Below are 24,522 nucleotides of genomic sequence, written 5' to 3' on the forward strand. Positions count from 1 at the left end.
CCGCAGTGTTACGAACCATGCAAGCACAAGAAAGCCGCCTCCGGATCGAAGACCCCGGAGGCGGCTTATGCCTGGAACGAATGATTTCAGTTCACAGCTTCTTCAAGTACAGGCAGCAAAATTTCAAATACCTGTCCGTGCTGCAAAATGGTGATGCCGCGCTGCTTGTCTTTCATGACAACAACCTCCGGCTTTTGCGACATGCGCTCCAAATAATGCTCAGGAACATCGCCGGAATGGCTTACCGTAATCCCTTCCAATTCACGCTCTTCGTTTTCAGAAAATTCGCTGTTCAGCACCTCTTCAAAAATATCGGAGAACGCTCCAAAATTATCCGTATAGACCGAAATGCACTTCATTTTCGTTTCATCCTTTTCTACTCTAATGATTGTAGTCTTTTCTTGGCAACCTGACGCTTGGCAGACGTTTCCTGTTCCTTATCTTTCCTGATTCGGGACGTTTTCATACGCTTTTTGCCTTCACGGCACACATCGAGCAGCGGGCATACCTGGCACTGCGGATTCTGGGCCTTGCAATGATACCGTCCGAAAAAAATAAGCCTGTGGTGGGTTAGCGTCCATTCTTCGCGCGGCACCCGCTTCATCAGTTTTTTTTCCACTTCCAGCACACTGTCGTCCCAGCCTGCCAAACCAAGTCGCTTGGACACCCGCTCTACGTGAGTATCTACCGCAATGGCGGGAACGCCAAAAGCATTCGATACAACGACGTTGGCGGTTTTCCTGCCCACTCCCGGCAGTTGCACGAGTTTGTCATGCGTATCCGGCACCTCGCCAGCGTACTGCTCAACAAGCATGCGGCACAAATTTTGAATATGCTTCGCTTTGTTGCGGTACAGGCCGATCCTCCGGATATCCTGCTCCAGTTCCTCCAGCGGTACGGACATATAGTCTTCCGGCGTCTTGTATTTTTGGAACAAGTCGGCTGTTACCTTATTCACCGTTTCGTCGGTACATTGTGCTGACAGCAGGACGGCAATCGTCAATTCAAAAGCGTTGCTGTGGTTCAGCTCACAATGGGCGTCCGGAAACATATTGCCGATCGTATCAAGAATATGGCGCGCGGTTGCTGCATTCACGGAATCCTACCTCCTACACAAAAAAACGTCCTGATACGGGGGCCAGCCCCGCATCAAGACGATCACTCTAAATAATCATCCGGAAAAAGAAACGACTATTGTTTGAGTAATCCAGCCATCTTGAGGCTGAAATACTCTCCTAGTTTATCATTATCTGAGCCGGATTGCACCCCTTAAGTCCATAAAGAACGATAAAGATTTAATTATTGCGCTTCATCGGGTGCTCCAGGTCCGCATGACCCATCAATGATTCGACCGCTTCTCCATCGACGAGAAGATCAAGCGTGTCCACTTCCGGGAACTGGAACATCGTCTTGGTCAACGCCTCTAGCGCCAGCGATTCTCCTCCTGCACCAAGTCGTGCATCGTCCGGAAGGCCGATATCAAAAGTCAATGCCCCATTTTCAAATCTGATCTGCTGAATCTCTATGGATTCGGACCATAGCGGCACCTGGCCATCGTTGTTGCTCCGCTGCAGCGCCTGGAAGGCCTGTTTATACTTTTGCAGCTCGCTCGGATAACGGATCTCCTGCGTGGACTGCAGCAGCTCTGATTGTTCAGGATCCGTATAATACACGTTAATGCTCATACTGCCTGTCTCGGCTTCCTCTGCTGCTGTTTGTTCAGCAGCGTCCTGTTCCGGCACTTTAACGGGCGCTTCCCCAGTCGGTTCAGCATCCTGATTCTTTGCAGGATCTTCCGCCGATGCTTCTGTGTCTTGAGTCGCAGGAGCATCCTGTGCCGGCTGTTCTTCCGCCGCCGGAGCGGCGGGCGGTGCCGCCTGCTTACCCGCACAGCCTGCCGTAACAGCCACGATAAGCGCGAGCTGACAAGCGGTCCAAGCTATTTTTTTCATCCCTCTGCCTCCTGTTCACGAGAAAAGGGGTTAATTGACCCCGAGATACTCTTCAATTCCGTCTGCAATCCCTTGGGCCACCCGATTTTGGAAGTCCTCCGAGAATAAAGCCGCAGCATCATTGCTGTTACTCAAATACCCTATCTCTAGCAGAACCGCCGGCATGGTCGTTTCACGGATGACATGGAAATTGCCGTAACGGACTCCACGATTGGTGAGCTGGGTCGCTTCAACCAAATGCTTGTGAACCGTATTGGCCAGAGTTTTACTGCTGCTGCGCTGATAGTACGTTTCCGTGCCGCTTGCCGACGAGGAGCCCGCCGAATTGGCATGAATGGAAATAAATACATCGGCATTCAGGTTTTTGGCGATTTTGACCCGTTCACTGAGTTCGAGGAAAGTATCGTCATCACGTGTAAGGACGACGTCCAGGTCAGGATTTTGTTTTAAAACTTGTTCCACCTTCAGCGCCATCGCCAGGTTGAAGGTCTTTTCATTTCTCCCGCCGCCGGCAGAAGCACCCGGATCTTTGGCACCATGCCCTGCATCAATGACCACGACCTTTTTACCGCCATCTCCCACCGGAGCTGTCGTTTCCGAGCCTTTCTCCATCAGATCAACAATAATGAGATCATTGCCCTCATTGTACGCCTTGTAGCTCATCGCTTTATTCAAGTCAATGACCACACGTACAGTAGATGGGTTGTCCTGGAAGAGGGCATAACGGATATTGGTGACATTTTCGTTGTCCATCACTGCGAATTCTCCGCTCAGATCCTGACTGAGTGTCAGACTGTCCCTGAACGTATTCGAGAACGCCGCATTAGGCAGGTCAATGACAATCCGGTCGGGTCCTGCCATCGTGAACGTGTTCGGCTTTGCAGTACCGGTCGTTGTAATAAGCATCCGGTTATCACTCAAGCTGATTCCATTCACCAGTGCAAGACCTTCCGACGGAACGCTATCGTTCCCATCGTTTCCAGAAGCAGGAGGAGTAGTTTCCCCATCCCCGGAGCCGCTGTTCTGGGTAATAAGCGTTACCGTTTTGGATGAACTGTCCCAGCTTACGTCCAGGCCCATCTGCTCCCCAATAAAGCGGAGTGGAACCAGGGCGCTACCGGAACGTATAACAGGAGACGCGTTCAAAGTGACTTTCTTTCCATTGACGGCAGCGGATTTGCTGCCAATTGCCAGTTGGATCTCGGTGTCGTCATTGGATACCTGAACGGACTTTTTCCCTTGATTCCAGTTTACTTTGTAACCTAGATTTTCCGAAATGACCCGAAACGGCACCATCGTTGTCCCGTTAATGATTTCCGGCTGTGCTGAGCCGGTAACATTAATCTGCTTTCCGTCCAGAACAATTTGCGCACCGGCCGATGCTGCATGTCCGTAATTCGGGATCGCCCACATGAAGACAAATAAAAACAATAAAAAGCCAAACTTCTTCATTCTTCACCCTTCCATTCCAAAATTTTTGCCACATGCTTCAGCGCAGCGCTCGTTATGCATGCTTACGCAATGCCGGACAACTTTTTAGACGTTTTGGAGCGGGAAAAGTTGCGTATAAATGCCAAGATAGCTAAATTAATGTACTTTTATAGCGCTTGTTGTCGCCATATATCTGACTACATGATCTATGGTGTAGGTCTCAAGGCTTGGTAACTAGGAATCATTCCCTTTTTTCGAACCCATCTGGAATTTCAAAAAAGACATACCGTGGGCAGCGGAAGTTTGCTTGTCATTCATCTAAAAAAACGGTGATGTCAGAGGGCTGCTTTACCGCTGACATCACCGTTCCTGCTATTATTTCAATTTTTTCATAATCCCAGGTACTCGCGCAGAGCATTTACGATGCCGTCCGCGATTCGATTCTGCGTCTCTTCCGAAAACAATGCAGCCTCATCTCCAACATTGCTCAAATAACCTGCTTCCAGCAGCACGGCTGGCATTTTGGTCTCACGGGTCACATGCAAATTCTTTACCTTGACGCCATTATCCTTTAAGCCTGTCGCTTCTACCAGATTTTTGTGCATCATAAGCGCGAGCTCTTGGCTGTCATTCCTGGTGTAGTATGTCTCAGAACCATTAGCCAGTGCCCCTGCCGCTGTCTTCGGCATGCTGTTGGCATGAATGGAGATAAAAACATTCGCATTCAGACCATTCGCCAACGACGACCGTTCTGCCAACTCCGGATAGGTGTCTCCGTCCCGTGTCATGACCAGCTCAATGTCCGGATCGTCTCGCAGCTTCTCTTGCACCCTTAAAGCGACCGACAAATTAAATTCCTTTTCCGTCCGGCCTGTAACACTCGTTGCTCCGGGGTCTTTGCCGCCATGTCCCGCATCAAGCACGACTAACCAACGCCCCTCCTCGCCGGCGGGCATGGCTGGATTAGCGGGCTCCGGTTCACTCCCGGCTTCATCCACAGGCTCGCCCAGGGTAATAACATACTGCTCGTCCTCCTGGGTCACTGAATACCCCTTCGTACGGTTCAGCACGAGAACGATCCGAGCGGCCGCTTCGTCTTCATCGTACTGTGCAAAACGAATAAGCTGAACATCTTCATTATCGTCCACTTCTATGAGCCGGGTACCGTCGCTCTCCTCCGGGTATTGCCCGGTCAGTCCTTCGACAAATTCCGCATCTTGAAAATCAACAACAATCCGGTCAGGATTTGTCATTGTGAAAACTTCGGGCTTGCGTCCTTCGTCCGCAGATACGGTGAGACGGCCGTCGCTGAAGCTGATTTCATGCACCTGCCGCGTTTTTTCCGATTCATCCGTATCCTCGTCCGTGTTCCCGTCTTCTCCTTCTGTTGTGCCGCTGTCATCGCCCTTACTTTCACCGTTCTTGTCCGTGTCATCAGCAGCCAGCTTCTGCAGATACACCGCTTTGGTGGCATTATCCCACTTGACGCTTAAACCAAGCTGTTCGCCCACAAAACGGAGCGGAACCAGGGTTGTACTGCCACGCAGCAGCGGAGGAGAATCCAACTGCACTTCCTTGCTCCCCACATAGGCCGTTGTGCGGCCAACGAACATGGAAATATCAGTATTGCTCTTATGTACGATTACCTTATACTCCTTGGGTTCCCAGTCAAATTTGTAGCCCAGCTCCTGTCCGATGATACGCAGCGGAACCATTATTTTACCGTTCACCATTTCCGCCGTCGTGCCCCCGGACGTTTCCAGTCGCTCACCGTCTAAGAACAGATTGGTGCCCGCCGCTTCAGCCCGGTGAAAAGAAGGGATAAAACATAACCAAAATGCCAAAAAAAGCAGCCATCCGTATTTTTTCATCCTGATTCTCCTTAATTTATTATGCTCTGGGATTCCACTGCTGCAATTGGAGCTATCCTCATAAACTGTTAGACGTTACTTGTCCCAGAATGTTTCGCAGGAAGTGCAGCTTTTTTATTTTTTTTGACAAAAAAAACCGCAAGCACAGCTTTACCTGCACTTGCGGTTTGACATTTTCTTTAGATAGCCATTATACCAAAGCTTTTTTGGCGATTTGCTGCTCATAAAGGGAGATTTTATCCTCGTGCTGCAGCGTCAGCCCGATGTCGTCCAGACCTTGCAGCAGAAACTGTCTGCGGTGTTCATCCAGATCGAAGTCAATATGCAGACCGTAATCATCCGTAATCGTCTTATTCTCCAGATCTACGTTCAGACGGTAACCGTCATGGGCTGCAGTGCGCTGGAAGAGATCCTCTACCTGCTCCTCCGACAATTTAATCGGAAGAATTCCGTTTTTGAAGCAGTTGTTATAGAAAATATCGGCGTACGATGGAGCAATGACACATTTGAACCCATAATCCATAATCGCCCACGGCGCATGCTCGCGGGAGGAACCGCAGCCGAAATTGGCACGGGAAATAAGGATGGATGCTCCCTGATAGCGCGCTTTGTTCGGCTCGAAATTCGGATTTACGTTCCCCTGCTCGTCAAAGCGCCATTCGTAGAACAGAAATTGTCCGAATCCGGTGCGCTCAATCCGTTTGAGAAATTGCTTCGGAATAATGGCATCCGTATCCACATTGACGCGGTCTACTGGAGCTACGATTCCGTTTAAAGTTTTAAATGCTTCCATTAATATCTCTCCTCCCGTGTCTTAGCTGACAACTTCCTGTTTGAATTCCCAGCCGCGCACATCATAGAAGCGTCCGTGGATCGCAGCGGCAACAGCCATGGCAGGTGATACGAGATGCGTGCGTCCACCACGTCCCTGACGGCCTTCAAAGTTACGGTTGGAAGTTGACGCGCAGCGCTGTCCCGGCTGCAATACGTCTGGATTCATCGCCAGGCACATGCTGCAGCCTGCATCCCGCCATTCAAAGCCAGCTTCCTTAAAAATCACATCCAGGCCTTCCTTCTCCGCCTGCTCCTTAACACGTCCAGAACCCGGAACGACGATTGCCGTTACTTTATCGGAAACCTTGTAGCCCTTCGCTACCTGGGCCGCAGCACGGAGATCCTCAATCCGGCCATTGGTGCAGGAACCGATAAACACATAGTCAATCCCAATGTCCGTCATCGGCGTTCCTGGAGTCAATCCCATATACTCAAGCGCCTTCTCGGCAGCTTTGCGTTCATTTTCCGTCGCCATGTCGGCAGGATTAGGCACGTTGCCCGAAATATCAGTGCCCATGCCTGGACTTGTTCCCCAGGTGACCTGCGGGATGAGCGTCTCCATATCAAATTCCATAACTGTATCAAACTGGGCTCCTTCATCGGTAACCAGCTTGCTCCATTCTGCCACGGCTTGATCAAATGCAGCTCCTTGCGGCACATGCTGACGTCCGCGCAGATATTCGAAGGTCGTCTCATCCGGAGCGATCATGCCCGCACGAGCACCGCCCTCAATGGACATGTTACAAATCGTCATGCGTTCTTCCATACTCAGCTCGCGAATCGCTTCACCCGTATATTCAATAACATAACCTGTAGCGAAGTCCGTGCCGTATTTTGCGATGACGCCAAGAATCATGTCTTTGGCCGTAACACCAGGCTTGCGTTTTCCGACAAAACGGACCTCCATCGTTTTCGCTTTGGCCTGCTGCAGACACTGGGTCGCAAGTACATGCTCAACCTCGCTTGTTCCGATCCCAAAGGCAAGCGCGCCGAATGCACCATGTGTGGAAGTGTGGCTGTCACCACAGACAATCGTTTTGCCCGGATGAGTCAAGCCAAGCTCAGGCCCCATAACGTGAACTACGCCCTGATCAAGTGTATTCAAATCATACAGAGTGACGCCGAAATCGCGACAGTTCTGAGTTAAAGTATCGATCTGTTGCTTGGAGATCGGGTCCGAAATATTAAAGCGATCCTTCGTTGGAACGTTGTGGTCCATGGTCGCAAACGTGCGCTCCGGACGGCGTACCTTGCGGCCGCTCAGGCGCAAGCCTTCAAAAGCCTGCGGCGAGGTAACCTCGTGTACCAGGTGCAGGTCAATGTATAAAATGCTAGGTTTTCCTTCTTCCTGATGAATGACGTGATTATCCCAAATTTTCTCAAACATTGTCTTTTTGCTCATTACTATTCACCCCTGTTGGTTACGTACATTGTAAGGCGGCAGAGCCTTCTCTTATTGATATTGACATGAATATACCATCAATGGCTTCATTGATCCAAGATATGATAACTATAGGAGTGATAGGCTCAGACTATAACCTCTGTAGTAGGACCTGTTCTTTTTTGTATATAATACTGAAAGCAGTATATCAAGGTCTTAAAAAAAGGATGATACCCATGGAATTCAGGCAGCTTCAGTATGCCCTTCAAATCGCCTCCGAGCGGAATTTCTCCAGAGCGGCCGAAAAGCTTCACATCGCGCAGCCTTCTTTAAGTCAGCAGCTTTCCAAGCTGGAGAAGGAATTAGGCGTGCTTTTGTTCCACCGCAATACGAGCGCAGTTGAGCTCACTCATGCCGGCGAGGTGTTTGTGGAAAAAGCCCAGAAAATTGTCGATGCCGTGGAGGTGCTGCGGCAGGAGATGGATGATATCTCGCAGCTTCGCAAAGGCAAGGTCGTCGTTGGCAGCATGCCGATCACCGGCTCCCATTTACTTCCACACGTGCTGCCTGCCTTCAAGCATTTGCACCCCGACGTCGAGATTACGCTGCTTGAGGATTCTTCCATGAATCTGGAGAAAAAAACGGCGAATGGACAAACCGATTTAAGCCTGCTTTCCCTGCCGCTGGTCGAGCCGTCCCTGTCGTATGTCCCGATCGGGGAGGAAGTCATTGATCTCGCCGTGCCGCATGATCATCCGCTGGCCAAGCGTGCCGATGAAGACCGCACCGTAAGACTGGAGGAGCTTGCAGATGAGCCCTTTGTTGTCCTCAAAAAGGGACAGGGCTTCAGAAAGCTGACGATGGATCTGTGTCATCAGGCCGGCTTTGAGCCCCGCGTCGTTTTCGAAAGCAACAATATGGAAACGGTGCAATCCCTCGTTGCCGCAGGCATGGGCATTACACTGGTGCCGCGCTTTATCGCCCGGGCCGCCAGCAGCGAGTTCGTGCCCGTATACCTGAGGCTTGCCGACCCGGCTCCAAGCAGAACCCTGGTCATCGCTTACCGGAACGGCCGCTACCTCTCGAAAGCTGCGGAGGCTTTTATCGATACCTTTAAGGATACGGTGAGTCAATTGGCGGGGGGAGTGGCATTGCCTCATTCCGAGGCTTAAGCCAAAGAAAAATCGAACGGACCTCAAATTCCACAATTAAGTGGAGGATGAGGTCCGTTTATGCTGCTGTGCTTACTTTTTCAATTTCAACAATTGAAGGAGCTTATCATAAATGGCGGTATTCGGATAACTGCCTGCAAATTTCTCCGCTCCAGGTCCCATGGCCGTCAGTGTCACATTGATCGCCGTATGTCCACCAGTAGTCCAGTCGATATAGAACTTTTCATCAGAACCATGGATCGTAAACGGGCCATCCTCCTTGGACGTTCCATCGCCGGACTCATCCTCGCTGTCATCAGCTTCAATCGCCATACCGCCGGTTTCGTGATCTGCTGTCACCAGGACAAGCGTGTCCGGGTGGGCTTTAGCGTAATCTTTGGCAACTTTCACAGCTTTATCGAGTTGCTGACCGGCTTTGATCGTTAACTCACCTTCATTATCGTGTGCCATCTCATCTGTAGCTTCTTCCTCAACCACCAGAAAGAAGCCTTTTTTATTTTTGGAGAGCACATCGATTGCTTTTGCAGTCATGTCCGGCAGCGGGACCGTAGGCTTATAGGAGTTGCCCAGCTCGTTGTGCGCCTGAAACATTTCCTCATTAGCGAACAGGCCGAGCAGCTTGCTCCCGGATGCAGCTTTCATCTCGGCGCTGTTGGTTGCATAGGTATAACCCAGCTTTTTGGCCTGTGCAACCAAATTGCCCTGGGTGCCTTTGCTCGCTTCTTCAGGATCTTCAGCCGGAGCATCCTTGTGAGCACCCGGCGTGCCTGCAGGATACCAGAAATCTTCACCGCCGCCGAGAATCACATCCACTTTGCTTTTTTCCAAATACTGCTTGGCGATATCACTTTGGGCTGAACGGTTCTCCACATGCGCACCAAACGCTGCACCCGTAGCATCCGTAACTTGGCTCGTCGTAACGATACCGGTGGAAAGACCCGCTTTTTTAGCCTGCTCCATAATGGTGGGGACCGGCTTTTTGTTCATATTCATGCCGATAGCACCGTTATACGTTTTGACTCCTGTGGCAATAGCGGTTGCTGCGGCTGCGGAATCCGTCACCAGGTTATCCCCGGAATCGGTGCTGACGAGCCCGATAACCGGCATTTTATCCATTTCCAGATTTCCGGATTTGCCCACCGTAGCCAGAGTGATCGCATCACGGGCGGCTTGTCCCATCCCGTCTCCAATAAACAGGATGACATTTTTCGGATATGTGGATTTCTTGGCCTCCGCTTTCTGCTCTGTATTCGGATTGCTTGCTGCGGCAGATACGTTAGAGAGGTTGGCGGCAAAAATCGGGGCGCCGAGCACTCCCATAACAGCAAGAGAGAGGATTACTTTTTTAACAGGACGCTTTTTCACAAAGCTCACGCTCCAATGTGTAGAATATATTACAACTTGATCATATATGAGTTTTATAAAATGAGAGTGTGAATATTGTTAACGGAAGGTAATTCTTATCTCAGGACGAAAAAAAATAACCGCACCGGACAAGGAATGCATCCTTGCCCGGCCCGGCTTTCGGTTTTCCATTTAAGAGACTGTCCTTCTTCAAGGAAATATATTAACTGTTAAGCAGCTTCCCTCGCAAAAAGGTTCTCAGCGCCCTTGTATACAGGCGTCGCCTTGTCACTCTAATCTTGCTCGGTAAACTTACTTTGTCCATCGCTCATCACTTCTTTCTCAGAATTTATGATTCGTGAGATGTGCTGTGACCGCCTGACGGTAACCTGCTTAGCTTTCAGTAGCCCTTTTCAATACAATAATTTGGCTGTAAAGTTCAGCCCTTCATCAGACCGGAGGCCCGATATCCGCCGCAAAGCCCATTTCATAGTCCCCTCCCACAGCTTGTCTGCTGATGTTCGGTAACCTGATCCTTCGATCCCTTAATTCCAGTACGTTTCCACTCTGGATTTCCATCGTAATCCACCTCCTGGTAGCGGGATACTATTATAATACACCCCCATTCTGTATCTGAAACAGAAAACCGCAAACTCAGTGAAAAACTGTTTGCGGAATGTCAAATCATGCGTTTTCTCATGCTTAGAGGTACAAGGAAGGGCGGCGGTCTTCAAATACCGGAATCCGGCTACGCACCTCTTGGACCAGCTCCGGGCGGATCGTGCCTGTGACGATTTCCTCCTGCTCGCCTCCCTCGACGATGACCTCTCCCCACGGGTCGATGATCATCGAATGGCCGAAAAATTCCGTCGTGCCGCCGGTACCGACCCGATTGCAGGCAATGACATACATCTGGTTTTCGATCGCTCTTGCCATCAGCAGTGTCCGCCAATGATGCAGCCGCGGATGTGGCCATTCGGCAGGCACGATCAGCATGTCAGCTCCCGCCAAGGCCAGCTTACGCCCAAGCTCGGGGAAGCGGATATCGTAACAGATCGATGCTCCGGCTTTCATGGTGCCGTCAAGATCGAACAGGACAGGCTCGCTTCCGGCCTGCAAATATTTCTCCTCATCCATGAGCCGGAACAGATGAATTTTCGAATAAGAAGCAGCCGTATTCCCATTGCGGTCAAAAATATATGTCGTGTTGTAAATGCCGCCGTCCGCTTTTTTCTCCGCTATAGAGCCTGCCACGACATTCACTCCATGGCTGCGCGCAAAGGCGGACACCCATTTCCTTGTCTCTGCTCCTTCCACATCGGCCAGCTCCTGAATCTGCTCCAGAGCATAGCCGGTATTCCACATTTCCGGCAGCACGATCATATCGGGCTTGACAGCAGCCGAAACGGCCTGCTCCATCCCTTGCTCGATATGACGGCGGTTCGTATCCGGCTCGCCAAGCGTAATATTGGCCTGCACCAAAGCGATATTTACAGCCTTGCTTACGTCAGTAGACATGTTTCTCCCCTTCCGCAGACGCCGGTTGAAAGCCTCGTCCGCCTGCATTTCAACATTTGTATCATCATATCCCGGGCCGGTCACGGACGCAACAGAATGTGCCTAATTCCCTCTATACAACCCGGTAATATAATGATAGATTAAACTTTAATTGAATTTGAAGGTAAAGGTCGTGTACAGGTCAAATGAACAATGAAGTTTTGAGCAGCAGAAATTCCGCTTTTCCTATGCCTGTGGCGGATGTGATGACACAGCTTCCGACACAATTTTTTGCGGCATTGGTCCAGAATGTCAACCGTGAGGTTGCCGCAGGCCATGATGTCATTAATCTCGGCCAGGGCAACCCGGATACACCCACACCGGAGCATATCGTCACAGCGCTGCAGAAGGCGGCGGCCAACCCGCTTTATCATAAATATTCGCCATTTTCAGGCCACCGTTTTCTGAAAGAAGCGATTGCACAGCGTTACCGTGAGGATTACGGAGTAGAGCTTGATCCAGACACGGAGGTCGCCATCCTCTTTGGCGGCAAAACAGGGCTGGTGGAGCTGCCGCAGATTTTGCTGAATCCCGGTGATCTCTGTCTCGTTCCCGATCCGGGATACCCGGATTACTGGTCAGGTGTGGCGCTGGCGAAGGCGGAAATGTCATTCATGCCGCTGCTGGAGCGCAACGGATACCTTCCGGATTATGGAAGCATTGCTGAATCAGACCGCACAAGAGCAAAGCTAATGTTTCTGAACTATCCGAACAATCCAACCTCGGCGACGGCTCCGCTCTCCTTCTATGAAGAGACCGTGGAGTTTGCCAAACGCCATCACATTGTGGTGGCCAGCGATTTTGCCTACGGGGCGATCGGCTTTGACGGTGAGCGCCCGGTCAGCTTCCTGCAGGCTGCGGGAGCCAAAGAGGTTGGCATCGAGTTTTATACGTTGTCGAAAACCTATAACATGGCCGGTTGGCGTGTAGGATTTGCGCTCGGCAATGCAGACATCATCTCGCAGATCAACCTGCTGCAGGATCATATGTATGTCAGCCTGTTCGGCGGCATTCAGGAGGCGGCCGCGGTGGCCCTGACATCGTCGCAGGACTGCGTTGCCGAGTTGGTTGGCCGATATGAATCACGCCGTAACGCCTTCTTTGGGGCGCTGGACAGCATCGGCTGGAAGGCAGCGGCACCGAGCGGATCGTTCTTCAGTTGGCTGCCCGTGCCTGCAGAATTTACGTCCTCTTCCTTCGCGGATCTACTCCTGCGTGAGGCCAAGGTCGCTGTCGCTCCCGGCATCGGCTTCGGCAGCCATGGCGAAGGCTATGTGCGTGTCGGGCTGCTAAGCACGGAGGAACGGCTTGTTGAAGCCGCAGAGCGGATCGGCCGCTTGAAGCTGTTCCGCTGATTGCGAGACATTATACCTTTTGCCAAAAAGCGGCGGCCATGATATTCTTGATGGTAACTAAACATGATTTCGTATATGGCAAATACAAACAACAAACGCAATGACGGGGCCATTAAGAGAAGCGGGGGCGACCAGAGAGTAAATTCCGGCTGGCTGTGAGAATTTACCGTTTACCCTCTCCGAACCTACCCCTGAGCGGCCTGCGCCCGCAGGACGTCCTCTGACGTTACAGGAATGAAGTCGGATGATGCCAATCATCAATAAAGGTGGTACCGCGGAAGGTGAAACTTTCGTCCTTTGCTAAGGACGGAAGTTTTTTTGTTGTCCTTTTGCTGATTCTAACCCATCAAAGGAAGTGGATTAAATGTCTTCACGTATCGTTGTCAAAATAGGCAGCAGCTCGCTGACCGGGGATGAAGGCGGTCTGAGCACGGATGCGATCTCATTCTTTGCGGCGGAAATGGCCGCTCTGCATGCGGAAGGACATGAACTGCTGCTCGTGACCTCAGGCGCTGTGGCGGCAGGCTTCAGAGAAATTGGTTACCGCTTCCGCCCAAAGCAATTGCACGAGAAGCAAGCTGCCGCCGCTGTAGGTCAGGCTCTGCTCATGCAGGCTTACCAGCAGGCATTTAAAAGTCACGGTATTACGACTGCGCAAATTTTGCTGACACGCAGCGATTTTCTCATCCGCAAGCGGATGAACAACGCCCGCAGAGCGATGGAGGAGCTTCTGCAGCAGCGTGTACTCCCCATTTTCAACGAAAACGATACGGTTTCGGTCGACGAATTAAAGTTCGGCGATAACGATATGCTGTCCGCCCTGGTTGCCAATCTCTCCAAGGCCGGACATTTGAGCATCATCACGGACATGGACGGCCTGTATACCGCTGATCCGCGCAAGCATCCGCAAGCGGTCCGCTTTGACAGAATCGAAGAGATTACGGAAGAAATCTACGCGCTCGCGGGCGGTTCGGGCTCCTCCGTCGGCACAGGTGGCATGCGCTCCAAGGTGGAGGCCGCCAAAGTGGCCGTACGCGGAGGTGTACCCGTGTTCGTTGGGCGGGTAGCTGACCCCGGGGATCTGCGCCGCAGTATTGAAGGAACAGGGCGGGGCACTTACTTCGATACCCACCTCTCCTCCCTGCCTGTGAAAAAGCAGTGGCTCGGCTTCATGTCCACTCCGCTTGGCACCGTCCATGTGGACACTGGAGCCGCAGAGGCGCTCCTGCACGGCGGTCACAGTCTGCTGCCTGTGGGCGTTGTCAATGTGGAAGGTACCTTTCATGCCGGCGATGTCGTTGAGGTTACCGGGACGGATAAACGCATACTGGGGAGAGGCATTGTCAACTATGACGATGATCAGCTCAGGTCGATTCAGGGACTGCCCAGCGGCGAGGTCATTGGCAAAATCGGAACCATTCACAGACTTGAGGTCATTCATCGGGATGAGTGGATTACGTTATAATCGACGTGCTTCCAAAAAAAACAGACTACGCTTAGCAGAAGTTTGCTAGGATGGTCTTGCAGGATATACTGAGGAGGTTGAACTGAATGAGTGAAGTAAAGGATAAAGCATCGCTGGCAAGGGCAACGGTCGGGGCGTTAAACAAGCTCAGTACCCGGCAAAAGAACGAGGCACTTCTTGCCATGGCGGAGGCGCTTGTGCGGCACCAGGATGAGCTCATTGCGGCCAATAAAGACGACCTGCAGCGGGGACGAGCGAACGGCACTTCCGAGTCGCTGCTCGACAGACTCAGACTTACGGAAACGCGTATTGACGGCATTGCCGAAGGATTGCGGCAAATTGCGGCCCTGCCTGATCCGGTCGGTGATACACTGGAGGTACTGGACAGACCAAACGGTCTTCATATCGAGAAAATTCGAGTTCCACTCGGTGTGATCGGCATTATCTATGAGGCGCGTCCCAATGTAACGGTTGATGCCGCAGGGCTGTGTCTGAAGACCGGTAATCCGGTTGTCCTGCGCGGCGGTTCGGCCGCCCTGTCCTCCAATAGGAAGCTTGCCGAAATTTTGCATAACACGCTCGATACGACCGCCATCCCCAGGGATGCACTGCAGATTATTGAAGACGCAGACAGAGCCTCTGTCGACGAGTTGCTGAAGCTGAACGGGCTGATCGATGTCATCATCCCACGCGGGGGCAGATCTCTGATCCAAAATGTCGTGCAGAACGCTACGGTCCCTGTAATCGAGACCGGAGCAGGGATATGCCACACGTACCTGGACGCTTCAGCCGCTCTGCTGATGGCGGAACGAATATCGCTAAATGCCAAGGTGCAACGCCCTTCTGTCTGCAACTCCATGGAAACGCTGCTGGTTCATGAGGATTTTGCAGCAGCCCATCTGGCCCGACTGGCGGAACGCTTCCGGGAAGCAGGTGTCGAGCTGCGCGGTAATGACAGAACGAGAGAGCTGGTTCCTTTTGCCTTAGAGGCCACCGAAGAAGATTACGCAACAGAATATAACGATTACATTCTTAATGTGAAGGTTGTAGCTGGTCTCGACGAGGCGCTGGACCATATTGCCCGCTTCGGCACAATGCACTCCGAATGCATCATCACCGAAGACGAAGCCCATGCCGTGCGTTTTCTGCAGGAGGTGGATGCGGCGGCCGTGTATCACAATGCTTCCACACGCTTTACCGACGGGTTTGAGTTCGGCTTCGGAGCAGAGATTGGCATCAGCACACAGAAGCTGCATGCACGCGGCCCGATGGGGCTGCCGGCTCTTACATCTATCAAATACGTCGTCCGCGGCAGCGGACAAATCCGCGAATAAAGTTCCCTGGGAACTAGCGGCAATAGAGATATACAGGAGGTATCATTCAGTTATGTGTGAATCTACACCAAAGACATTAATCTCACAGCAGATCGTATTTTCGGGCGCAGGCTCCCTTGCCGAATCGCTGATCAAGGGCATGATCGCCCGCCAAGTGGTGCGGCCTGAAGGAATTACCGTGACCAATCGCAGCAATGCGGCAAGATTGCAGGAGCTCAAAGCCCGCTACGGGGTGCTGACGCAAAGTGATGAAGCTGCCAAGGAGGAGCTGCTGCGCCGTGCACCGTTGATCGTGCTTGCCATGAAACCTAAGGACGCGGCTGCGGCATTAAAAGCGATGTCTCCCCTGCTGTCTGACGATCAGCTTCTTATTTCCACGATAGCCGGACTGTCGATTCGCACCATTCAGCAGCTTCTGGGACGCAAGCAGCCGATTGCGCGCACCATGCCGAACACCTCCAGCTCCATCGGGCTTGGTGTTACAGGCATTACCTTTTCCAAAGAGATCACCCCAGAGCAGCGCACCCGTGTGCTGCAGATGTTCGAATCCGTCGGCACGGTCACGGTCATTGAGGAAGACAAAATGGAGATTCTCACCGGCATTTCAGGCAGCGGCCCGGCTTACGTGTACTATTTGATGGAGGCCATGATGGCTGCCGGCATCCGCACCGGACTCACACCGCAGCAGTGCCGGGAGCTAACGGTTCAAACCGTGCTTGGAGCCGCCCGAATGGTGCAGCAGACCGGAGAGGAGCCTTCCGTGCTCCGCGCCGCGATCATGTCACCAAACGGCTCTACGGTTGCAGCGCTGCAAAAGCTGGATGAAGGGGACTTTTTCGAAACGGTGATCAGTGCGGTCCATCGCTCCGCCGAGCGTTCACGCGAAATGGGAGATGCGTTAAAGGAGGAAGTGGAATGAGTTACTGCCACGCCACCTACCGGGTGTATGATGATAAAGCGGATTTCAGGAAAAAAGCCGAGTCTATTGCCGTCGGCATGACCGTTGGAAGCTGGACGGAGCTGCCGCAGACGAAGCGTGAAGCGATGCAAAAGCATTTGGGGCAGGTGACAGGTGTGGAAGTGGTGGACAACGGTCCGGGACAGCGTTACGCCGACATGACCATCGCTTATCCTGATATCAACTTCAGCACAGATATTCCCGCTCTGCTCGTCACAGTATTTGGCAAAATATCGATGGACGGCCGTATCAAGCTGACGAAGCTTGATTTCTCGGAGCGGTTTCTGTCCGCATTCCCAGGCCCTCGTTTCGGCATTCAAGGGATACGCGAGTTGCTTAAAGTGCATGATCGTCCCCTTTTCATGAGCATCTTCAAATCCGTGATCGGATTAAACCTTGACGAGCTGAAGGAACAGTTCGTCAAGCAGGCGCTGGGCGGCGTTGATCTGATCAAGGATGACGAGATCCTGTTCGAGAATGAGCTGACTCCCCTTGAAAAGCGCGTTGAAGCTTGTCTAAAGGCTTCCGAAGCAGCCAGCCGCGAGACCGGTAAAAGGCTGCTCTATGCCGCTAATCTGACCGGACCGACTTCCCAGCTTAGAAGCCAGGCCATTAAAGCGGTGCAGTCCGGGGCGAATGCGCTCCTGTTCAATGTACTGGCCTATGGCTATGATGTCCTGCACGAGCTTAGCACCGACCCGGACATCAACGTGCCGATTGCGGCCCATCCGGCGCTTGCCGGGGCCTTGTATCCATCCCCTCACTATGGGATCTCGGCGTCAGTACTGCTCGGGCAGTTGATGCGCCTTGCCGGGGCGGACCTGGTGCTCTTCCCTTCACCCTACGGCTCGGTCACGATGCCGCGTGAAGAGAACATGACCATCCGGGACGAGCTGCTGCGTACGGATTTGCCGATCAGGACCAGTCTGCCTGTGCCGTCCGCAGGTATTCATCCGGGCCTGGTGCCTTTGATTCTGCGCGATTTCGGCCAGGATGTGGTGATCAACGCTGGGGGCGGAATCCACGGCCATCCAATGGGTACGGAAGCCGGCGGACGTGCTTTCATACAGGCAATCGAAGCCGCGGGACAGAAGATTCCGCTCGCGGATTATGCGGCCTCCCACCCTGAGCTGCAAGCCGCTTTGCAACTATGGGGAGGAGAACAATGATCGAAGCGAAGAAGCCCGTCATCTTTTGTGATTTTGACGGCACGATTACCGTAAGTGACAATATTGTCGCCATTATGAAGCATTTCCGCCCGGCGGGTTATGAAGTGATTATGGATGATGTCATTCGGCAGCGCATCTCCATCCGCGAAGGTGTCGGCGCTATGTTCGCCCTTCTCCCTTCATCCCAGAAGGAAGAGATCGTGCAGTTTGTCCTCGGACAAGCCGGCATCCGTGAAGGCTTTGGACGTTTCCTTGACTACCTGCGAGAGCAGAATATCGAATTTTACGTAACCAGTGGGGGAATGGACTTTTTTATCGATCCGCTGCTGGAGCCTTTCGGCATACCTCATAATCATATTTTTTGCAACGGTGCCGATTTTTCCGGAGATCATATCGAAATTACATGGCCTCATCCTTGTGACGACCAATGCAGCAACCTATTCGACAGCGGCTGCGGGATGTGCAAGACCACCGTTATGCGCCACTTCTCCACAGACAGCTATACCCGGATATTGATCGGTGACAGCCTAACCGATTTTGAGGGTGCCAAAATTGCGGATAAGGTCTATTCCCGGTCCATTCTGACCGACAAATGTGCAGAGCTGGGCGTGCCCCATGTTCCATTCACAACGTTTGATGATATCGTCTCTGATCTGAAATTGAAGTATGAAGAAGGAGTGCTATAAAGTGAGCCTAGTCAATATAGCTACCGAGGAAAAACGGCGTGTACTCGAAGAATTGGCGGACGTGAAGGAGCTGTTCGCCGCGCGCAACTGGTTTCCAGGCACTAGCGGCAATCTGTCGATGCGGGTAGGTGAAATGGATGAGGAAGGGTTCCACTTTGCCATTACTGCGAGCGGGAAAGATAAAACGAAGCGGACACCGGAGGATTTTTTGATCGTAGATCAGGAAGGTCGCCCAGCCGAAACCACGAACCTGAAACCAAGTGCGGAAACGCTCATCCACTGCGAAATTTATCGCCTTACAGGCTGCGGTGCGGTTTTCCACGTACATACCGTGTTTAACAACCTGATTTCGGAGTACTACGGGGATCACGGCGCTGTTCCGCTCCAGGGCATTGAGCTGATCAAGGCTTTCAACATTTGGGAGGAGGATGCAGCCATTTCCGTTCCTGTGCTGCCCAACTATGCGGATATTTCCGCCATCGCCAAGCTGGTGCCTGGTGTATTGAATGGGCAGGTTCCGGGCATTCTGCTGCGCAATCACGGCATCTATGCCTGGGGCCGCGACGCGTTTGAAGCGAAGAAGCATTTGGAGGCCTTTGAGTTTCTGTTTGAGACGGTGTACAGATCATTGCTGCTGAGAAAATAGTGTTTCACAGCAACAGTAGTAATAGAAGGACGCAGCCCAAGCCAAGGAGCGGGAGCGTCCTTTTTTTACAAACAATTAAAGATGCTTTTTATAGAAAACGTCCAATCTATCAACAGCTTCCTTCACTGGCTCAGTCTGATCGTACAAGTCATAATGACTGGCTCCTTCTACAATGAACAGATCTTTATGTGCCGAAGCTGCACGTTGATACAAATCATGACCATCATGGTAAGAACCAAATGCTCCCCGTATACCGCCGACAATGATCTGCAAAGGTTGGGTTAACAAAGAGTCTGCCAGATGAAACGCGTCAAAGGCAATAATGGAATCTACACTTGTAAATTTCAAACGGTTAGGTGAGTTCGGATGCTGACCTCTGGATGTGCGGTAGTAATCCACTGCTTGTTTAATATCAAGTTCATTCATTCCTGCTGCTTCTCTTTCTTCGTGGCTTCCAGGAATCCATGGGTTAGTCAGAGGTTCTGCCCCGCGTGCCTCAGCCGTACGTTGCCGAGCAACCTGCTCCAACATTCCAATGGGATCGTTTTCACGATATCCGCGACCTATGTTCGCAACGGAAACTGCACCCACTGCCTGAATGCGTCGTTCCGTCATTGCAGCATGTACAGCATATCCGCCTCCAGCACATACCCCCAGTACACCAATCCGATGCTCATCGACATATTCCAGAGTAGTCAGGTAATCCACAGCAGAGCGAATATCTTCCACACGAGCGGACGGGTATTCGGCATGACGAGGCTCGCCTTCGCTTTCTCCCTGATACGATGCATCAAATACAATCGTCACATAGCCCAACTCGGCAAGTTTCTCTGCATAGATGCCCGCTGTTTGCTCTTTGCAGCTACTACCCGGATGAACACAGACAATAGCCGGATTCCCTTTCTTTTCATCAGCGTGCTCAGGTATACGGAGAATTGCAGCTAAAGCCAGACCGTGCGCAAGGAATTTAACGTTCTTTTGGATTACTATCATCTATAAAAACCACCTTTTCTATTTATGACACTTGTGCGTATTATTCGCCTTGTGTATATTTAGATTAGAATAATCAAGCATCAGATTCAATAACCACATCACCTCACATGTGTGTTAATACATACACCATCTACAATGTGTAGAAACGTACAGGAGGACAACGCTATGGATAAAATAGACCGCAGAATCGTAAAGTCCAGACAGGTGATTCAATCTACTTTTTTGCAAATGCTCATTCAGGAAGGGTTTGATAATATCACAGTTAAACATCTGACGGAGAAAGCCAATGTAGGTCGAAAAACATTTTATCTGCATTATCTTGATAAATACGATCTGTTGGATCAACTGGTGGACGACCATATCGCACGACTGCAAGAAATATGTGATCAAAAAAAGGATATCGGCATAACTGAAGGTTCACTCATGTGGTTTTCTTACTTTGAGCTTCACAAATCATTCTTTGCTGCTTTATTTCAAAGTGACAGTGCTTCATCCTTTCGCAAAAAGCTGTTGTCCTTTACTATGGGAGAGATTGATAAAAAGCTGAATGATGACACACTTCCGATCATCGATAAGCGTATTTTTTTGAAATTTTTGGGGATGGCAACTATGGGTGTACTTGAATCCTATGTATTGGACGAAATAGACAGTGATATCGAGGCTGTGTCAGCGCAAGTGGTGCAGTTATATATAACACAATTAAGTACTGGCTAATTATCGCACTTCATATTACAACCTGCCAATCGGAAGGCTAATCATAAAAAAGCCTTTCACGGTTCACACTAGCATGGAGTTCAAAAATTGAGCAAGGGAGCGAATCCGATTGGCAACAGTTCTATACATTACGGCCCATCCGCATGACCATCACAGCTCTTACAGCATGGCTGTAGGGGAAGCCTTCCGCACAGCCTATCAGCAGGCGAATCCTCAGGACAAGGTGGAGCATCTGGATCTATACAAGATTCATGTGCCGTATATTGACGCTGACGTATTTAGCGGCTGGGGCAAGCTCGCCTCAGACACGGAGTTTACACAGTTAAGCCAGGATGAGCAGGCCAAGGTGAAACGCCTGAACGAAATCGTCGACCAGTTCATCAGCGCGGACAAGTATGTTATTGTGAACCCGATGTGGAATTTTTCGTTCCCAGCCATTTTGAAGGCTTATACGGACGCCGTCTGCGTGGCGGGCAAAACATTTCGCTACACCTCCGAAGGGCCGGTGGGTCTGCTGACAGATAAAAAGATGCTCCATATCCAGGCCAACGGCGGGATTTACTCCGAAGGACCGGCCAAGGAGCTGGAGTCCGGAAGCCGCTATTTGCGAATCCTGAGCGGTTTCTTCGGCATTCCTTCGTTCGAGGCGCTGTTCGTCGAAGGCATGAACGCTCAACAAGACCGGGCGCAGGCCATCAAAGAGGAAGCGATCGAGCGGGCCAAAAATATGGCGGCTACATTTTAAGAGAATGAACAATCAAAAACCGCTCAACGATGGTGTTCGTTGAGCGGTTTTGCTTTTGCTAGTTCGGACGCTCCAGGATAAAACGTTCACCGAGCTTCGCGTAATCATTGCCGGCCAGCCTGCTGACAGCGCGCAGCGCCGAAGGATCAATGTAAGTGTTCTGATATACCTCTTCCGAAATATGATAACACACCACACGGCCGATCAGCAGGTCACAGGATGGCTCCTGCCCTTCTTCTCCGAGCGGAATAGAACGCTCCAGCCTGCATTCCATCCGCATTTTCGACTCGGCAATGCCCGGAACCTTCACCACCGAGCTCGGGAGCGGTGTCAAGCCGGCTGCCTCCACCTCGCTTTCGGTGGGCGGAAGCGCCGCAGCCGTTTTGTTCACAGCCTCCACGTTATCTTCATCGGTAATATGAACGACAAATTCTCCCGCTTGTGCAGCATTTCTGGCCGTATCCTTTTGCTTGCCGTTCACCCGCTGGACGGAAACGGAAATGAGCGGAGGTGCCGCAGATACGATTGAAAAGTAACTGAACGGGGCGCCATTCAGTACCCCATGCTCCGAAAGTGTTGTCACAAACGCAATTGGGCGTGGGATGATGCTTCCGGTTAGCAGCTTGTAATTGCCCCGGTTATCCAGCGTGTTCGGATCTATTGAAATCATAGGCTTCTCCTCCGGGTACCCATGAGCAATCTGGTACCGCCTCCGATCAGCACAAGCGAAACGACCACTGTCCGCAGATGTTCATCAATGCGCGCCTGCAGGTTCCATTCCGGGAACCGTACGTCAATAAACGGGACGAACATGTTCATCACTACAAAATACACACCCATACAGACCAGAATCACACCAATAAGCTTCTGATGCTGTACGAACATATCCAAAATCGGCCGATCCTCCAGCGGTTCTCGCTCGTAACGGCTTGCCTGCTGCAGTCCGTCAAAAAAGCTATAAAACCAGATTACCGGGATTAGAAACAAAAACACACTCAATCTAAGAACATCCAGGACATAAATTCCCCCGACAAACAGCAGCATCATCTGCAGTCCGCGTTTTTGTAGCCCCAGATACATTTGGCCAGCACCTGGAAAGGCGGACAGGATCATGGCCAGCACCTTGCTGCGCCGCCCTCCGACTCTGCCAAGCTCAAACTCCTCGAACAAGGTACGGTCGCTTAGGATATCCCCGGCCTGTTTATGCTCAATGTACCGGAGGGCGTCAAACATGCAGTACAGCCATATAACAGGCAGGAAGCCGAGAACAACGAGAAAGCTCTCCGTGTTCGTGATGACAGCAGCAAAGAAAGTTACAACGCCAACGCCGAAAAAGGTAATAAGAAACGACAACCCCCGCTGCATCAAGCCCATGTATAAATGACCAAGACCAGGCACGAACGACAACAGAATCGTATTGAGCTTTTCACTGTCCCTGTACTCCGGATGCGGAGGATATGGCGGATAATCCGGGAATCCTCCCGGATAAGCTGCGCCGCCTTGCCCGTGAAAAGCATGGGGATCATTCGCAGCGGTATAATCAGCACTCGGGCTGCGGAGCAGCCTGAGAAGGAGATGCAGCATACCGATGCCCCATACAGCTACGGCACCCAACAACGTCAGCATTAAAAAGAAATCATCACCGGAGATGGCAAACAGCAGCACGCCTCCTCCCAAACCACCAAAAAACAGAAGCATATATAATATTCCAGCTATCTTCCTACTCCAATACAAGAATCCAAGACCAGGCACCATATTCAAGAGAAGCGCCAGCAGTCTGCTGCGCTGTGCATACGGCATATGTGTTCATCCTTTCTATTCGGCATTCAAATTTGGGTCAGGCGACGTGCGGCTGGTTACCGTTTCAACCCATCCAGCCAGCCGATTGCCGCTTTCATCGCCTCATCACTGTATGAAGGGGCGGAGGAATCATCCAGCAGCAACTGATGCTCCGTTGCCAGTTTGTCGAAAGTGCCTGTAAACAGAATCAGCAGCGTAATGCTTGCAGCCAGCGCATAATGGAAAAAGGTATGTTCATACCAACGCTGCTTTACCTGCTTGGCAGCCGCTAAGGTTTCTGTGCCGACCGGCAGACTGGCCATCACTCGATCTGCAAACGATGTCGGGTTATCAAGCCGGGGCAGCGTAGCCTGCAACTGCTCAAGCTCTTTCATGTATTCGAGAAAAAACGCTTCATCCTCAAGCAGCAGCTTTTCTATGTAGTCCGCTTGCTCGGCGGAGCAGTCGCCTCTGAGATAAGCCCTTATGTCCTGTGCGGGTATACCATTGCTGCTATTCACCGCCATTCCTCCTCATTCCAGTGTTGCCGAATCCATTGCCGCGCCCTGTACAATCGGGATTCGACCGTTTTCAAAGCCACCTGCATCTCTTCCGCCATCTGTTCATAGCTTTTGCCCTGTATATAAAACGCAGTGACAACTTCCTTGTGCTGCCTGGGCAGCGTTTCGATCTTGGCCGCCAGTTCGCTGCGCCGCTCCTGCCGGATCAGTCTGCCTAATATGTCCTCTTCCCGGGAAGGAAGGACAAGCAACGCTTCGTCTGCAACGGTCATTTCAGCCGTTCTGCGGCTCCGCCTTCGTTTGGTATCGATCGCCTTGTGAACCGCTATTCTGGTCAGCCAGGACTTAAAGCCTTCGTTACGGTAATGGGAAAGAGAAGTATACACCTGTACGAACGTTTCCTGAGAGACATCCTCCGCTTCCTTCGCATCCTGGAGAACCGAGTAGGCTGTCTGGTATACATGCCTGCTGTACTGCTCCACCAGTTCGCGAAAGGCGCTTTGCTCCCCACGCAGGATCCGTGCGATGATCATGTCCGTTTCAATGACTGTCTCCTCCTTCCCATACTATAGACGCAGCAATGATTAGCTCCCCCTGCATGTTTGCCAAATTTTT

Annotated in this window: 25 protein-coding genes; 10 read left to right on the top strand and 15 right to left on the bottom strand. The window is 51.6% G+C overall.

The window, feature by feature from the left end; genetic code table 11:
- Positions 1 to 86: 86 nt before the first annotated feature.
- The 7 genes from OIN60_RS07320 to leuC all read right to left on the bottom strand — a co-directional run bounded on the left by OIN60_RS07320 (position 87) and on the right by leuC (position 7,490).
- Positions 87 to 359: an NAD/NADP transhydrogenase alpha subunit gene (locus OIN60_RS07320; RefSeq protein WP_305754209.1), complete on the bottom strand. Its 273-nt coding sequence runs from the start codon at positions 357 to 359 to the stop codon at positions 87 to 89.
- 17 nt (positions 360 to 376) lie between these two features.
- A complete protein-coding gene (gene nth / locus OIN60_RS07325; RefSeq protein ID WP_305754210.1) occupies positions 377 to 1,096 on the bottom strand; it encodes an endonuclease III in 720 nt (239 codons plus the stop codon).
- 199 nt (positions 1,097 to 1,295) lie between these two features.
- Entirely contained in the window at positions 1,296 to 1,952 is a 657-nt protein-coding gene (locus OIN60_RS07330; RefSeq protein ID WP_305754211.1) for a GerMN domain-containing protein, read from the bottom strand.
- 30 nt (positions 1,953 to 1,982) lie between these two features.
- On the bottom strand, positions 1,983 to 3,404 hold the full coding sequence (locus OIN60_RS07335) for an N-acetylmuramoyl-L-alanine amidase family protein (RefSeq protein WP_305754212.1): 1,422 nt from the start codon (positions 3,402 to 3,404) through the stop codon (positions 1,983 to 1,985).
- A 368-nt stretch (positions 3,405 to 3,772) separates the two neighbouring features.
- Positions 3,773 to 5,254 (bottom strand): N-acetylmuramoyl-L-alanine amidase family protein, encoded by a 1,482-nt coding sequence (locus OIN60_RS07340; protein ID WP_305754213.1) that lies wholly within the window; start codon positions 5,252 to 5,254, stop codon positions 3,773 to 3,775.
- 190 nt (positions 5,255 to 5,444) lie between these two features.
- Entirely contained in the window at positions 5,445 to 6,047 is a 603-nt protein-coding gene (gene leuD / locus OIN60_RS07345) for a 3-isopropylmalate dehydratase small subunit (protein ID WP_305754214.1), read from the bottom strand.
- Between the two features lie 21 nt (positions 6,048 to 6,068).
- Positions 6,069 to 7,490, bottom strand: coding sequence for a 3-isopropylmalate dehydratase large subunit (leuC, locus tag OIN60_RS07350; RefSeq protein ID WP_305754215.1), 1,422 nt, complete (start codon positions 7,488 to 7,490; stop codon positions 6,069 to 6,071).
- A 215-nt stretch (positions 7,491 to 7,705) separates the two neighbouring features.
- Here leuC and OIN60_RS07355 point away from each other — a divergent pair, with 215 nt between their 5' ends.
- Positions 7,706 to 8,641 (top strand): LysR family transcriptional regulator, encoded by a 936-nt coding sequence (locus tag OIN60_RS07355; protein WP_305754216.1) that lies wholly within the window; start codon positions 7,706 to 7,708, stop codon positions 8,639 to 8,641.
- Between the two features lie 72 nt (positions 8,642 to 8,713).
- On the opposite strand, the gene OIN60_RS07360 is transcribed toward OIN60_RS07355, so the two are convergent.
- The 3 genes from OIN60_RS07360 to OIN60_RS07370 form a co-directional block, all read right to left on the bottom strand.
- Entirely contained in the window at positions 8,714 to 10,006 is a 1,293-nt protein-coding gene (locus tag OIN60_RS07360) for an alkaline phosphatase (RefSeq protein WP_305754217.1), read from the bottom strand.
- A 429-nt stretch (positions 10,007 to 10,435) separates the two neighbouring features.
- Positions 10,436 to 10,564, bottom strand: coding sequence for a hypothetical protein (locus OIN60_RS07365; protein WP_305754218.1), 129 nt, complete (start codon positions 10,562 to 10,564; stop codon positions 10,436 to 10,438).
- Between the two features lie 123 nt (positions 10,565 to 10,687).
- Positions 10,688 to 11,503, bottom strand: coding sequence for a carbon-nitrogen family hydrolase (locus OIN60_RS07370; protein WP_305754219.1), 816 nt, complete (start codon positions 11,501 to 11,503; stop codon positions 10,688 to 10,690).
- Between the two features lie 185 nt (positions 11,504 to 11,688).
- On the opposite strand from OIN60_RS07370, the gene OIN60_RS07375 reads away from it, so the two are divergent.
- The 7 genes from OIN60_RS07375 to OIN60_RS07405 all read left to right on the top strand — a co-directional run bounded on the left by OIN60_RS07375 (position 11,689) and on the right by OIN60_RS07405 (position 19,155).
- Positions 11,689 to 12,897, top strand: a complete 1,209-nt coding sequence (locus OIN60_RS07375) for a pyridoxal phosphate-dependent aminotransferase (protein ID WP_305754220.1) — start codon at positions 11,689 to 11,691, stop codon at positions 12,895 to 12,897.
- A 364-nt stretch (positions 12,898 to 13,261) separates the two neighbouring features.
- Positions 13,262 to 14,362: a glutamate 5-kinase gene (proB, locus tag OIN60_RS07380; RefSeq protein WP_305754221.1), complete on the top strand. Its 1,101-nt coding sequence runs from the start codon at positions 13,262 to 13,264 to the stop codon at positions 14,360 to 14,362.
- Between the two features lie 86 nt (positions 14,363 to 14,448).
- Complete coding sequence (locus tag OIN60_RS07385; protein WP_305754222.1) at positions 14,449 to 15,696, top strand: glutamate-5-semialdehyde dehydrogenase; 1,248 nt, start codon at positions 14,449 to 14,451, stop codon at positions 15,694 to 15,696.
- Positions 15,697 to 15,748: 52 nt separating this feature from the next.
- A complete protein-coding gene (proC, locus tag OIN60_RS07390; RefSeq protein ID WP_305754223.1) occupies positions 15,749 to 16,615 on the top strand; it encodes a pyrroline-5-carboxylate reductase in 867 nt (288 codons plus the stop codon).
- On the top strand, positions 16,612 to 17,823 hold the full coding sequence (locus OIN60_RS07395; RefSeq protein ID WP_305754224.1) for a 2,3-diketo-5-methylthiopentyl-1-phosphate enolase: 1,212 nt from the start codon (positions 16,612 to 16,614) through the stop codon (positions 17,821 to 17,823). Before proC ends, OIN60_RS07395 begins: the two co-directional genes overlap by 4 nt.
- Positions 17,820 to 18,509, top strand: a complete 690-nt coding sequence (locus OIN60_RS07400) for a 2-hydroxy-3-keto-5-methylthiopentenyl-1-phosphate phosphatase (protein ID WP_305754225.1) — start codon at positions 17,820 to 17,822, stop codon at positions 18,507 to 18,509. The genes OIN60_RS07395 and OIN60_RS07400 overlap by 4 nt, the downstream gene beginning before the upstream one ends.
- A 1-nt stretch (position 18,510) precedes the next feature.
- Positions 18,511 to 19,155, top strand: coding sequence for a methylthioribulose 1-phosphate dehydratase (locus OIN60_RS07405; protein WP_370872424.1), 645 nt, complete (start codon positions 18,511 to 18,513; stop codon positions 19,153 to 19,155).
- Positions 19,156 to 19,230: 75 nt separating this feature from the next.
- Here OIN60_RS07405 and OIN60_RS07410 read toward each other — a convergent pair whose 3' ends face one another.
- Positions 19,231 to 20,148 (bottom strand): alpha/beta hydrolase, encoded by a 918-nt coding sequence (locus OIN60_RS07410; RefSeq protein ID WP_305754227.1) that lies wholly within the window; start codon positions 20,146 to 20,148, stop codon positions 19,231 to 19,233.
- A 165-nt stretch (positions 20,149 to 20,313) separates the two neighbouring features.
- Here OIN60_RS07410 and OIN60_RS07415 point away from each other — a divergent pair, with 165 nt between their 5' ends.
- On the top strand, positions 20,314 to 20,862 hold the full coding sequence (locus OIN60_RS07415) for a TetR/AcrR family transcriptional regulator (RefSeq protein WP_305754228.1): 549 nt from the start codon (positions 20,314 to 20,316) through the stop codon (positions 20,860 to 20,862).
- A 109-nt stretch (positions 20,863 to 20,971) separates the two neighbouring features.
- Positions 20,972 to 21,607 carry an FMN-dependent NADH-azoreductase gene (locus OIN60_RS07420; RefSeq protein ID WP_305754229.1) on the top strand — a complete coding sequence of 212 codons (636 nt, stop codon included), beginning with the start codon at positions 20,972 to 20,974 and terminating at the stop codon, positions 21,605 to 21,607.
- Between the two features lie 58 nt (positions 21,608 to 21,665).
- On the opposite strand, the gene OIN60_RS07425 is transcribed toward OIN60_RS07420, so the two are convergent.
- From OIN60_RS07425 to OIN60_RS07440, 4 genes are read right to left on the bottom strand one after another with little or no spacing between them, the layout of a single operon-like run.
- Positions 21,666 to 22,277, bottom strand: coding sequence for a flavin reductase family protein (locus OIN60_RS07425; protein ID WP_305754230.1), 612 nt, complete (start codon positions 22,275 to 22,277; stop codon positions 21,666 to 21,668).
- Positions 22,274 to 23,407, bottom strand: coding sequence for a hypothetical protein (locus tag OIN60_RS07430; protein WP_305754231.1), 1,134 nt, complete (start codon positions 23,405 to 23,407; stop codon positions 22,274 to 22,276). Before OIN60_RS07430 ends, OIN60_RS07425 begins: the two co-directional genes overlap by 4 nt.
- A gap of 56 nt (positions 23,408 to 23,463) precedes the next feature.
- Positions 23,464 to 23,907, bottom strand: coding sequence for a hypothetical protein (locus tag OIN60_RS07435; RefSeq protein ID WP_305754232.1), 444 nt, complete (start codon positions 23,905 to 23,907; stop codon positions 23,464 to 23,466).
- Positions 23,904 to 24,440 carry an RNA polymerase sigma factor gene (locus OIN60_RS07440; RefSeq protein ID WP_305754233.1) on the bottom strand — a complete coding sequence of 179 codons (537 nt, stop codon included), beginning with the start codon at positions 24,438 to 24,440 and terminating at the stop codon, positions 23,904 to 23,906. Before OIN60_RS07440 ends, OIN60_RS07435 begins: the two co-directional genes overlap by 4 nt.
- Positions 24,441 to 24,522 lie beyond the last annotated feature (82 nt).

The organism is Paenibacillus zeirhizosphaerae, from assembly GCF_030705605.1.
Lineage (GTDB): Bacteria > Bacillota > Bacilli > Paenibacillales > Paenibacillaceae > Paenibacillus > Paenibacillus zeirhizosphaerae.